Below are 12,104 nucleotides of genomic sequence, written 5' to 3' on the forward strand. Positions count from 1 at the left end.
GCATATGTTCACGCAGCTCAATCCGCCGATTCCGCTCACCGTCACAGACAAGGGTGACGGGATGGCCTTTGCCGTGATCGATTATGGCGCGGAGCATAATCTGCTCTGGGTCACGGCGATCGATGCCACAGGCGAAATATGGTGTGCCCCCAACCCCAAAGTGCGGATGCAGACCAACTGGAGCCTCGGTCGTTTGATGCCGGATGGCACCAAGGCTGACCCGCAAGGAACGCCGGAGTTGAAAGCAATCTAGACTTGTGCTTCTGATGCATCAGGGGGGACAGTTGATGAAGCAAAAACGCCTTTTGGGACGGATGTTGATTGGGCAGAAGCCGGACGGGAACGGGCCTCAATCCATGGCGATGTATCGCCGAGGTCATGCTGACCCCGTTGCCGTTTCCGATATTTCGGCAGGCTGAAATGGCCCGCAGAATCAATCTCTATTCTCCCTACGCACCCATCCCGCTGGCGCGCATCCTGGAAAAGGAAATGGACCGCGAGTGGACGCAGAAGGAAAAGAATAAAGGCCGCGTGATGGGTGCCGGCACCGAGGAAAAAATCACCCTGCGTTTTGTCCGCTATAATATCCGCAATGATTTTTCTACCTGCCTGACCGGCAAAATGGTGCCGGAGCGCGGCGGCACGATGATCAAGGCGCGCCTGGGACGCGCTCGCAGTCTGAAGGTCTTCATGACGATCTGGTTCGGTTTCCTGATTTTTTTCATGCTGGTCAGCACCGTGCTGGTCGGCAGCCAGAATGTGGGTATGAGCTTCAAGTTGCCGTTTTTCGGGATTCCGTTGCTGATGATGCTGGCGGGTGTCGCGATGGTGAAATTTGGCGGCAAGGATGCTGCCGAACATGAGGAGAAGATTCTCGCGTTTCTGGCGGACAAGGCAAAGGCACAGAAGGAGCGGTCGCTCGGCTGACCAGTGCAACGACTGACTGCGACGGGCCCCCTTCCCTGCATCACCAAAGCTCCATTTTTATGCGCCGGATCATGGTCACCGCTTCGTCGCCCATGGTCCAGGTAATATTCCTGTCGGCCAATGACAATGCTTGCAAATGGGCTTATGTTGAAGCCATGTATATTGTGATCATTTTCCTTTGCGGCATCTGCAATTTCGCGATGCACAAGGCCATGCTCGAGAGCAACCATCCGATCATCGCTGAAGCCCGCGGCAGCTTCCGCAGGCTGCTGGGCCCCTATGGCAGCTATATTCTGGAGTTCGTCATGCTGGTTGCGGCGATGATCTTCGCCAATATGGGCATGCTGACGGCGGTGATTTTCTACTTCATCTACACGCTCGCCAATTGCGCGGCGGCCTGGGTTCTTTTTTCAAACAAACATTAAAATAGAATGGCTTAGGGACGCCATCCCCCAAGCCGTTCATCCGACTACGAATGTAGTTTGTCGAAAGCCGGTATCGGCTGCAACCATTGAGGCATAGCAGCGCCTCATCGAAAACGGATGGATGAGGGAAAATATCTTGTACAACAGAGCCAGCGCCCTGACCGCTGCGATCACGACTGCGACGATCGCTACGACCCTGTCCCCGATGCCGGCCTTTGCGCAGGATCAAACGGTCGCCCAGTCCTCTTTGCAGCCACGGGTCGAAAACGGCCGCCAGATTTATGATGCAGAGCAATTTGCACGTTTCAACCCGCGCACCGCGCTCGACATGGTTGGTCAGGTCCCGGGCTTCACCATCGACACCGGCGACAGCAACGAACGCGGCCTGGGTCAGGCCGACGAAAATGTCCTGATCAATGGCGCACGCATCTCGGGCAAGAACAGTGATGCCTTCACGTTTCTGGGACGCATTTCGGCGGCCAATGTGGTCCGTATCGAAATCGTCGACGGCGCGACGCTGAGCATTTCAGGGCTTTCGGGCCAGGTCCTTAACCTCGTCACCAACGCGAGCGACGCGGGCGGGATCAGCGGCAATTTCAAATGGCGACCGCAGTGGCGCCGGGCCGGCAACAACTGGCTTGCTGGCGAAGCCTCGATCAGCGGCAAGCTGGGCAAAGGCGATTTCACGCTGTCGCTCGAGAATGATGCTGCACGGAACGGCGTCGAAGGCCCCGAACGGATCACCGACCGTTTCGGCGCCTTGCTGTTCGAGCGCGACGAGATCGCCCGTTACCGGCAGGATCAGCCAAAGCTGAGCGGCTCCTATAGCCGCACCAGCAAAGGCGGCTCCGTTTTCAATGCCAACGCGGCCTATCAACTATACCGAAAACGGGAAACCGTGGCTACGGATCGCACACAGGCCGGCCAGCAGGATATCTTCGAATTTTATTCCAGCCGGGAAAAGGAATGGAATGCCGAATTCAGCGCGGATTATGAGTTTGACCTTGGCACTGGCCGGTTAAAGCTGATCGGCTTGCAGCGGTTTGAACATAGTCCGGTCAGCGACTTTTTCGGCCAGACATTTTCTGACGGCATAACGCCCAGCAACGGCAGCCAGTTCGACCGGATCACCGACGAAGGGGAATCAATTCTGCGCGCCGAATATGGCTGGAAGACGGCCGGCGGGACCGACTGGGGCATCAGCGTTGAAGGGGCCTATAATTTTCTCGATAACGAGGCCGCTCTGTCCGTTCTGGATCCCCAGGGAATATTTCAGCCTGTTGCCCTCACCAATGCCAACAGCAAGGTCACCGAATATCGCGGCGAACTGATCACCTCTTATGGCCGGCCGCTGTCGGACGATCTGACGCTGCAGGCCACATTGGGCGGCGAATATAGCAAAATAAGCCAGACGGGCGCTAGAGGCGAAAGCCGGTCTTTCGTAAGGCCGAAGGGATCGGTCTCGCTGGCCTGGAGACCGCAGCCGGATCTCGACCTCAGCGTGAAAGTCGAGCGGTCGGTCGGCCAGCTTGATTTCTTTGATTTTGTGGAATCGGTCGACGTCTCCCAGAATAACGGCAATGCCGGCAACCCTGGTCTGGTGCCGCCGCAAAGCTGGCGAGCGGAACTGGAGGCGACACAAAAACTGGGGCCATGGGGGTCGATGACGGTCAATATCTATGGCGAGAAATTCAGCGATATTGTGGACTCCATCCCAATAACCGCGACGACCGAGGCGCGCGGCAATCTGGACAGCGCGACCAGCTACGGCGTCGAGCTGGTTTCGAGCCTGTTGTTCGATCCGATCGGCTGGCGCGGCGCGAAGCTCGATTTTTCAGGAGAGGTCCGCAAAAGCTCACTGCGCGACCCGCTGACCGGGATCTTCAGAAGGATCAACGACGACAAGATTTTCACCTACGAAGTGACCTTGCGCCATGATATCCCGAACAGCAACTGGGCCTGGGGCGCGGGTGCCGAGGATTTCCGCTATTCGAAAACGCTGCGGCTGGACCAGACCACCAAATTTCGTACCGGCGCGCCCTATACCTGGGCCTTTGTCGAGCACAAGGATGTGTTCGGGCTGACGGTGAAGGCAGAGCTCGGCAATCTGCTGGGCCGCAGCGAGAATTTCACCCGCGTCGCCTATGGCACTCTCCTTGGCCAGCCGGGCGATCTCGACCCTCCCTTCATCAGGGGGCGTCGCAATGGACCGCTGGGCTTTGTCGAGGATCGCAGCCGGGAATTTGGGCTGATTTACCGGCTCACCGTCAGCGGCAGTTTTTGAGGCATCGGGTCAGAGAATCCGCAGCCGCATAGACTTTTACCCCCGGCATCCCTACATCCACAGCCATGCCACCTGATTATGCTACCGAGGGTCAGATCGATCCTCCGATGATCCCCACGCTCAAGCGCTTTCTGCCCTATCTCTGGCCCAAGGGTGAGCCGAACCTGCGGCTGCGCATTGTCATCGCCGGATTGCTGGTGCTGTGTGCCAAGGCGGCGATTCTGACGATGCCGTTCCTTTACAAGGCGGTGATCGACCGGATGTCCAATGACTCGCTGGGCACCGAATTGACGGTTTTGCTCGCGCTGGTCATGGCTTATGGCGTGGCGCGGTTCGGACAGGTGCTGTTCGACAATATGCGCAATATCGTCTTCGAAAAGGTTGGCCAGCAGGCGGCGCGGAGGCTCGCGACCAATGTCTTCACCCATTTGCACAGCCTGTCGCTGCGATTCCATCTCGGGCGTCGCACCGGCGAGGTCACCAAGGTAATCGAGCGCGGCACCAAGAGTATCGACGTGATGCTCTATTTCCTGCTGTTCAATATTGCACCGACCGTCGTCGAGCTGACCGCCGTTCTGGTGATCTTCCAGATCAAGTTCGGTTTTGGCTTGGTCGCCGCGACATCGGCGATGGTTGCGATCTATATCCTGTTCACCCGCAAGGTGACCGACTGGCGCAACGCGCTGCGCGCGCGGATGAACGATATGGATACGCGGGTGATCGGCCGGTCGGTCGACGCGCTGCTGAACTATGAGACGGTCAAATATTTTACCGCTGAACGGCGCGAAAGCGAGCGCTATGACCAGGCGATGCGGGACTGGGCGCAGGCTGCGGTCAAATCGGAAAATTCGCTCGGCCTGCTCAATATCGGCCAGTCGATCATCACCAACCTGACGATGATCGGGGCGATGGCGTTCAGCGTCTATGGCTGGAAACAGGGCGACCTGACGGTCGGCGATCTGGTGCTGGTCAACGCGCTGCTGATGCAGCTGTTCCGGCCGCTCGACATGCTCGGCATGGTCTATCGCACGATCCGCCAGGGACTGGTCGACATGGACGCGATGTTCAAGCTGATCGACACCAAGCAGGAAGTGGTCGACAAGCCGGGCGCGCAACCGCTGCAGGTGTCGGACGGCACCGTGCGCTTTGAAAATGTCGTCTTCAACTATGACGATGACCGCCGGATCCTGCATGGGCTGGACTTCGAGGTGCCGCCCGACGGGACGCTGGCGATTGTCGGGCCATCCGGGGCCGGCAAGTCGACAATCGCGCGGCTGTTGTTCCGCTTCTACGATCCGCAGGCGGGCCGCATATTGATCGACGGTCAGGACATATCGGAAGTCACCCAGCACAGTCTGCGCGGGGCGATCGGCATCGTGCCGCAGGACAGCGTGCTGTTCAACGACACGATCGGCTATAATATCGGTTATGGCCGCGAGGGCGCGACCCAGGCGGAGATTGAGGAAGCCGCGCGCGGCGCGGCGCTCGACGGCTTTATCGCCAAGCTGCCCGATGGTTATGACACGCAGGTTGGCGAGCGCGGGCTGAAATTGTCCGGTGGCGAGAAGCAGCGCGTGGCGATTGCCCGGACGCTGCTGAAAAATCCGCCCATCCTGATTCTGGACGAAGCGACCTCTGCGCTGGACAGCCGGACCGAGGATGAAATTCAGGCGACGCTGGCCAAGATATCGGAGCGGCGCACGACCTTGATCATCGCGCACCGGCTTTCGACGATCACCCATGCCGACGAGATCATCGTGCTGAGCGAGGGCCGGATAGCGGAGCGCGGCAGCCATCGGCAATTGCTGGTCAAGCGCGGGCTCTATTCGGACATGTGGAAGCGACAGGCGGAAGATCAGCGCGAGGTCGTATGACCCTGACGCTGATACCAATTTCGGTCATTGCCGTTTTTGCGGTTTCGTCGGCTGCCATGTCTGGCTAGGGAAAGAGGTATGACTGAAGCCCTTCTTCCCCTGCTCAAATCAACCTTCGGCTTCAGCCAGTTTCGCGGCATGCAGGATGCGGTGCTGCAGCGAGTGATGGCCGGGCAGAACACACTGGCGGTGATGCCGACCGGCTCCGGCAAGTCACTCTGCTACCAGCTCCCTGCCCTCGCCAACAAGGGCACGACGATCGTGATCTCGCCGCTGATCGCGCTGATGCACGACCAGTTGCGCAGCGCCGAGGCCGTCGGTATCCGCGCCGCCACCCTCACCTCTGCCGATGACAATCGCGCCGAGACCATCGCCCGATTGAAGGCTGGCGAGCTGGACCTGCTCTATGCTGCGCCGGAACGCGCGTCGCAGCCGCATTTCCGCGAATTGCTGGAACAGGCCGATATTTCGCTGTTCGCCATCGATGAAGCGCATTGCGTGTCCGAATGGGGGCATGATTTCCGGCCGGATTATCGCTTGCTCCGTCCGCTGCTCGATCATTTCGGGTCCGTACCGCGACTGGCGCTTACTGCTACCGCAGATGCCCACACGCGTGAGGACATATTGGTGCAGTTGGGGATCGAGCAAAACGGGCTGATCCTCGCTGGGTTTGATCGCCCCAATATCCGCTACAGCATCAGCCCGCGCTCGGGGCTTACCCGGCAGATCGGCGATCTGGTTGCGCGGACGCCAGGACCGGGCATCGTCTATGCCCAGACCCGGGCCGCGACCGAGAAAATGGCCAGTCAGATTGCCAGTACCGGACGCAGCGCGCGCGCCTATCATGCCGGCCTGCCGCCGGAAGTGCGACAGCAGAACCAGCATGATTTTGTCGCCTCCGAGGATATGGTGATGGTCGCGACCATCGCTTTCGGCATGGGCATCGACAAGCCGGATGTGCGCTTTGTCGCCCATGCCGGACTGCCCAAGTCGATCGAGGCCTATTATCAGGAAACCGGGCGCGCGGGGCGGGATGGCGATCCGGCCGAGGCGCATATGTTCTGGGGCGCGGAAGATTTTGCCAAGGCGCGGCAGCGGCTGGGCGAGGTCGATCAGAGCCGACTGGACGGTGAGCGGACCAGACTTGCGGCCCTCGGCGGGCTGGTCGAGACCGCTGGATGCCGCCGCGCGGTATTGCTGCGGCATTTTGGCGAGAACCCGCCAGAGACATGCGGCAATTGCGACAATTGCCTGAATGCACCGGAAACCCGCAATGTCACCGAACTGGCGCGGAAATTCCTGTCCGCTGTCTATCGCACCGGCCAGAGTTTCGGGGTGACCCATCTTGAAGCGGTGCTGACCGGGCGACAGGAGGAGAAAATCCTTTCGCGCGGTCATGACAAGCTTTCGGTGTTCGATATTGTCGGCGAAGAGGAAGCGCCGCTGATCAAAGCGGTATCCCGCTCGCTGTTGCTGCGCGATGCGCTGCGCAACACCGATCACGGTGGCCTGATGTTCGGGCCGGAAGCGCGCAAGATCCTCAAGGGTGAGCAGGAAATCGCGATTGTCGAACCACCGAAACGGCAGTCGCGCAAGCGGCGCGGCGACAGCGCTTCGCTCAACCCGTTTGGCGACCCGCTGTTCGAAGCGCTGCGCAAGAAGCGCATGGAACTGGCGAAAGAGCTCGGCGTCCCGCCTTATGTGATCTTTCATGATAGCGTGCTGCGTGATATGACCGGTTTAAAGCCCAATAGTCTGGCAGCGCTCGGCGAACTTCCTGGGGTCGGCGCAACGAAGCTGGAGAAACATGGCGACGCCTTTCTCGCCGTCATCCGCGAGGTGACCGAAGCAGAGCAGATGAATATATGAATTATAAATTGGCACTATTGTCGATCGCCTTGACCGGCTGCGATGTTGCCACTGCGACCAATATCAATGTTCCCACAGAGGAGACCCAGAACATGTTCCGGAAAATCAACGACAAGATCAGCGTTTCGCCGCAAATCAGCCTGGACGATGTGACCGCTGCCAAAGCCGAGGGGGTCACCCTGATCATCAACAACCGCCCCAATGGCGAAGACCCGTCGGCACCACAGAGCGCGGACATCGAAGCGGCGGCGCACGAGGCGGGGATGAAATATATCGCGATCCCGATTACCCACAGCGGCTTTTCCGGACCGCAGGTCGATGCGATGATCGCGGCGCTGGCCGATGGCGACAAGACGCTCGCCTATTGCCGCTCCGGCACGCGATCCACCCTGCTCTGGTCGCTGGCACAGGCGAAACAGGGCGTTGATCCCGACGAGATTTCCCGGCTGGCAGGCAACGCCGGTTATGACATCACGCCGGTCCGCGCGATGGTCGATGCACTGGCTGCGGGAAACTGATCAGACTATCTGGACAGCCACTTACATTCGTGTAAATAGTGTGCCGTTATGGAAAGTCTGCCATCCCCGACCGACTGGGCGGTCCCGATGTTCATCATCACTGTCGCCATGGAATGGTGGTGGAGCCGCAAGAATACCAAAATTCGCTACGAAACACGCGATGCGCTGACCTCGCTGGCGCTGGGCACCGGCAGCGTGGTTGCGGGCATCCTGACCGGCGGAATGGTGCTGGCGCTGAGTCTTTGGGTCTATCAATATCGGATCTTTGATTTCGAGATCAGCTGGGCCAATGGTCTTTGGCTGGTGCCGCTGGCCTTTGTGCTGGATGATCTGGCTTATTACTGGTTTCACCGCACGGCCCACCGGGTCCGCTGGTTCTGGGCGGCGCATGTCATCCACCACAGCAGCCAGCAATATAATCTGACCACCGCTCTGCGCCAGACCTGGACCGGATTTTTCGCGCTCAGCTTCGTCTTTCGCCTGCCGCTGTTTCTGATCGGCTTTCCGCCGGCGCTGATTTTCTTCCTCGCCGGGCTGAACCTGATCTATCAATATTGGATCCACACCGAAGCGATTAACCGGATGCCGCGCTGGTTCGAGGCAGTGATGAACACGCCGTCGCACCACCGGGTGCATCATGCCACCAATGCGCGCTATCTCGATCGCAACTACGCCGGGGTTTTCATCATCTGGGACAAGTTGTTCGGCACCTACGAGCCGGAAACCGACGCGGAGACCATACAATATGGAATCGTCAAGAATCTGACCAATCACAATCTGTTGTGGGCGGCATTTCACGAATGGATCGGCATTGCGAAAGATCTGTGGAGCGCGCCGTGGCGCTACAAAATCAATTATTTAATCAAACCGCCCGGGTGGAGCCACGACGGCTCCCGTGAAAGCAGCGAAGCCATAAAGGCACGCTGGGCAGAGCAGGAGAGAAATACATGGCAGAATTTGACATCATCGTCATCGGCGGCGGGTCCGCAGGCAGCGCAGTTGCAGGACGACTAAGCGAGGATGGCAAACGCACAGTCTGTCTGATTGAAGCGGGCGGTCGGAATAATAATTTTCTCGTCAAGACGCCGGGCATGATGCCGTTCCTGCTGAAAAATGCCAATTGGAAGTTTGATACGGTCGCGCAAAAGGGACTCAATGGCCGCATCGGTTATCAGCCGCGCGGACGCGGTCTCGGTGGCTCCAGCGCGATCAACGCAATGGTCTATATCCGGGGCAACAAATGGGATTATGACAATTGGGCAGCGATAGGCTGCGACGGCTGGTCCTATGACGATGTCCTGCCCTATTTCAAGAAATCAGAAGGCAATGAGCGCGGCGGCGACGAATATCATGGCGGCCAGGGTCCGCTATCGGTTTCCGACCAGAAATGGCCCAATCCGGGCAGCCTGGCCTTTGTCGAGGCGGCGCGCAATTTGCAGCTGCCGATACTCGATGATTTCAATGGCGAGAAGCAGGAAGGCATGGGCATTTATCAGGTGACCCAGAAAGACGGCGAACGCTGGTCCGCCGCCCGCGCCTATGTAGAACCGGCGCGGTCGCGCCCCAATCTGACGATCAAGACGAAATCTCTGGTCGAGAAGCTGATCGTCAAGGACGGCCGGGTGACCGGAGTGCAGATCAAGCAGGGCTTCGGACGCGAGACGATTGCCGCGCGCGGCGCCGTGGTCCTGTCCGCCGGAGCCTTTGGTACACCGCATATTCTGCAGCTGTCCGGCATCGGCCCGGCGGCGCATCTGAAGGACCAGGGCGTTGATGTGGTGCTCGACAAACCAGAGGTCGGTGCCAACCTTAAGGACCATATCGATTTTGTGTCCGGCTATCAGACGGAGTCCAAAGAGCTGATCGGAGATTCGCTGGAAGGCACGGTGCGGATGGCCAAGGCGATCCTTCAGCACCGGATCAAGCGGACCGGGATCATGACCACGCCTTATGCCGAAGCCGGCGGCTTCTGGAGCAGCAGCCCCGACGTCCCTGCCCCCGACATTCAATATCATTTTGTTCCCGCGATGCTGGAGGATCATGGCCGGGAAGCGGTCAAGGGCCACGGCTTCAGCTGCCACGCCTGCGTGCTGCGGCCACACAGCAAGGGTACGGTGCGGCTGAACAATAGCGATCCGCAGGCTGCGCCGGCGATCGACCCGAATTTTCTTGACGATGACCGGGACATCGCGACCCTGCGCAAGGGCATCCGTCATATGAAACGGATCCTGGAGACGCCGCCGCTAACCCAATATGCGCCCACGGACCGCCATCCGATCAATATCGATGATGATGTCGAGCTGGATGCGCTGATCCGCAGCCGCGCCGATACCGTCTATCATCCGGTCGGCACCTGCCGGATGGGTGGCGACGATGCAGCGGTTGTCGACCCCCGGCTGAAATTCCGGGGGCTGGAAGGGCTCTATATTGCCGATGCGTCGATCATGCCGGAAATCATCAGCGGCAATACCAATGCACCGAGCATCATGATCGGTGAACGCGCCGCAGAATTTATCAAGGCTGATCTGGCTGGTTGATCATGCTCACTGGCGATGGGCCGGACCGCCTATAATCGCTGGATCGAGACAGAAATCAGAATCATCGCCACGGTGAGCAGCGCGAGAACCGTTGACACCAGCGCCACATATGATGGCGGGAGATATTCCCTGCGCACCCCGATTGCGCCGCCGGTCAATGGCAGTTTTCGCGCGACCAGCGACAGGGCGACGGCGACGGACAGTGTCACCAGCAGCCCGATCAGGTTCCACCACATCCAGAACAGACCTGGCTGGAACTGCCAGAAATAGAGATTGAGCAGCAGACCCGCCATGAATCCGATATTGGTGCTCAGCACGGTCCGGCGTTTCCACAATATCGCGATCAGAAAAACGCCGAGAACCGGACCATAGAGAGCGGACCCTACTTTGTTGATCGCTTCGATGACGGTCGCCGAGATATCGCCGGAATAGACCGAAAAGACGAGGATGATGCCGCCCCACAACAAGGCCAGGAAACGGGCGACAAAAACCTCCAGTTTGGGGTTGGAGGCGCTAAAACCAAAGCTCCGCAAATCCTCCATCGAAACCGCGGACAGCGAATTTACCGCCGAACTGAGTGTCGACATCGCGGCGGACATGATCGCGACCAGCAACAGGCCGATGATGCCGTTGGGCAGATATTCCACTATGAAGAAGGGCATCAGATAGTCCGGGCTATCCGAAGGAACCAGCGCCAGAAACGCGCTGTTCTGCGAGGCGATTACGCCGATCGCCAACCCCGTTACGCAATAGAGCAGCGTGACCGGAAACCGCAACAGGGCGTTGGCCATCAGCAATTTGCGGATGTCGCTCAGGCTCTTGGCCGACAGCGACCGCTGGGCCTGTGTCTGGTCACAGGCATAATAAGAGACATAGAGAACAAATCCGCCGAACAGCATGGGCAAGAGAGCAAATTCGTCGGTGACGAGTCCTGCGTAGCTCCAATCGACCACCTGCAATCGGGCCGGATCGACACTGGACCAGAATGTTTCAAAGCCGCCGATGAAGGAAATGGCGTAGATCAGACAGATCAGCAGACCGAAGACAATCAGCACCATCTGAATCGCATCGGCATAGACCACGGCCTTCATTCCGCCGAGGAACGAATAGAGGATGGTGATGATGCTGATCGCCAGAATCGAGTGCAGAAAGGGAATGCCGAGCACAGCCTCGATAATCAGGCCTGTCGCATAGACCATGATGCCGGTGCCAAAGGCCCGCACGATCTGAAAGGAAAAACTGATGATGAACCGGGTGGAACGGCCAATCCGCTGCTCCAGAAAATCGAAGATGCTGATCACGCCCGACCGATAGAGCGGCGGCATGATCACGAACATAACCAGCAACATCGCCAGCGGCAGTGCGAATTCGAAGGTCAGCCATTTCAGCCCGCCGCCTTCGCGTAGGCCGACAAAGGCAGGTGCGGAGATAAAGCTGATCGCGGACAGCTGGGTCGCCATGGTCGAAAGCGCCAGGGGAAACCAGCCGATCGCCTTGTTGCCTAAAAAATAATCACCTTCACTGCCCTGCTTGCTGAGAAACATGCCGAAAGCGAGCATTGCTGCGAGATAGGCGAGGATTACAAAATAATCGAAGCTGTTCATGCTTTCAAATTATATCCCGTGGTGATCCATTGCCAAAAAAAAGGCCGGGATGCTTTCACATCACCG

10 protein-coding genes are annotated in these 12,104 nt (G+C 58.7%); 9 read left to right on the forward strand and 1 reads right to left on the reverse strand.

Going from position 1 to position 12,104, the window contains the following annotated elements; genetic code table 11:
• Positions 1–4: 4 nt before the first annotated feature.
• The 9 genes from ACN0WW_RS06360 to ACN0WW_RS06400 all read left to right on the forward strand — a co-directional run bounded on the left by ACN0WW_RS06360 (position 5) and on the right by ACN0WW_RS06400 (position 10,434).
• The gene (locus ACN0WW_RS06360) at positions 5–253 is read left to right on the forward strand and encodes a hypothetical protein (protein ID WP_417610570.1); all 249 of its coding nucleotides are present in this window, start codon (positions 5–7) and stop codon (positions 251–253) included.
• Between the two features lie 167 nt (positions 254–420).
• On the forward strand, positions 421–927 hold the full coding sequence (locus tag ACN0WW_RS06365; RefSeq protein ID WP_417610572.1) for a hypothetical protein: 507 nt from the start codon (positions 421–423) through the stop codon (positions 925–927).
• A 59-nt stretch (positions 928–986) separates the two neighbouring features.
• On the forward strand, positions 987–1,352 hold the full coding sequence (locus tag ACN0WW_RS06370) for a hypothetical protein (protein WP_417610574.1): 366 nt from the start codon (positions 987–989) through the stop codon (positions 1,350–1,352).
• 136 nt (positions 1,353–1,488) lie between these two features.
• The gene (locus ACN0WW_RS06375) at positions 1,489–3,636 is read left to right on the forward strand and encodes a TonB-dependent receptor plug domain-containing protein (protein ID WP_417610576.1); all 2,148 of its coding nucleotides are present in this window, start codon (positions 1,489–1,491) and stop codon (positions 3,634–3,636) included.
• A gap of 65 nt (positions 3,637–3,701) precedes the next feature.
• Entirely contained in the window at positions 3,702–5,510 is a 1,809-nt protein-coding gene (locus ACN0WW_RS06380; RefSeq protein ID WP_417610578.1) for an ABCB family ABC transporter ATP-binding protein/permease, read from the forward strand.
• A 78-nt stretch (positions 5,511–5,588) separates the two neighbouring features.
• A complete protein-coding gene (recQ, locus tag ACN0WW_RS06385; protein ID WP_417610580.1) occupies positions 5,589–7,379 on the forward strand; it encodes a DNA helicase RecQ in 1,791 nt (596 codons plus the stop codon).
• Positions 7,380–7,471: 92 nt separating this feature from the next.
• Complete coding sequence (locus tag ACN0WW_RS06390) at positions 7,472–7,897, forward strand: TIGR01244 family sulfur transferase (protein WP_417611105.1); 426 nt, start codon at positions 7,472–7,474, stop codon at positions 7,895–7,897.
• Positions 7,898–7,945: 48 nt separating this feature from the next.
• Positions 7,946–8,911 (forward strand): sterol desaturase family protein, encoded by a 966-nt coding sequence (locus ACN0WW_RS06395; protein ID WP_417610582.1) that lies wholly within the window; start codon positions 7,946–7,948, stop codon positions 8,909–8,911.
• The gene (locus ACN0WW_RS06400) at positions 8,845–10,434 is read left to right on the forward strand and encodes a GMC family oxidoreductase (protein WP_417610584.1); all 1,590 of its coding nucleotides are present in this window, start codon (positions 8,845–8,847) and stop codon (positions 10,432–10,434) included. The genes ACN0WW_RS06395 and ACN0WW_RS06400 overlap by 67 nt, the downstream gene beginning before the upstream one ends.
• 29 nt (positions 10,435–10,463) lie before the next feature.
• Here ACN0WW_RS06400 and ACN0WW_RS06405 read toward each other — a convergent pair whose 3' ends face one another.
• Positions 10,464–12,038: a sodium:solute symporter family transporter gene (locus ACN0WW_RS06405; RefSeq protein ID WP_417610586.1), complete on the reverse strand. Its 1,575-nt coding sequence runs from the start codon at positions 12,036–12,038 to the stop codon at positions 10,464–10,466.
• Positions 12,039–12,104: the final 66 nt, after the last annotated feature.

It is taken from the genome of Parasphingorhabdus sp. (genome assembly GCF_048269865.1).
Classification (GTDB): Bacteria; Pseudomonadota; Alphaproteobacteria; order Sphingomonadales; family Sphingomonadaceae; genus Parasphingorhabdus.

What these genes read in the sequence shown, in the direction of transcription:
- ACN0WW_RS06390 (WP_417611105.1), top strand. Translation starts at nt 7,472, where the DNA reads ATGTTCCGGAAAATCAACGACAAGATCAGCGTTTCGCCGCAAATCAGC.
- recQ (WP_417610580.1), top strand. Translation starts at nt 5,589, where the DNA reads ATGACTGAAGCCCTTCTTCCCCTGCTCAAATCAACCTTCGGCTTCAGC.
- ACN0WW_RS06360 (WP_417610570.1), top strand. Translation starts at nt 5, where the DNA reads ATGTTCACGCAGCTCAATCCGCCGATTCCGCTCACCGTCACAGACAAG.
- ACN0WW_RS06400 (WP_417610584.1), top strand. Translation starts at nt 8,845, where the DNA reads ATGGCAGAATTTGACATCATCGTCATCGGCGGCGGGTCCGCAGGCAGC.
- ACN0WW_RS06365 (WP_417610572.1), top strand. Translation starts at nt 421, where the DNA reads ATGGCCCGCAGAATCAATCTCTATTCTCCCTACGCACCCATCCCGCTG.
- ACN0WW_RS06370 (WP_417610574.1), top strand. Translation starts at nt 987, where the DNA reads ATGCGCCGGATCATGGTCACCGCTTCGTCGCCCATGGTCCAGGTAATA.
- ACN0WW_RS06395 (WP_417610582.1), top strand. Translation starts at nt 7,946, where the DNA reads ATGGAAAGTCTGCCATCCCCGACCGACTGGGCGGTCCCGATGTTCATC.
- ACN0WW_RS06380 (WP_417610578.1), top strand. Translation starts at nt 3,702, where the DNA reads ATGCCACCTGATTATGCTACCGAGGGTCAGATCGATCCTCCGATGATC.
- ACN0WW_RS06405 (WP_417610586.1), bottom strand. Translation starts at nt 12,038, where the DNA reads ATGAACAGCTTCGATTATTTTGTAATCCTCGCCTATCTCGCAGCAATG.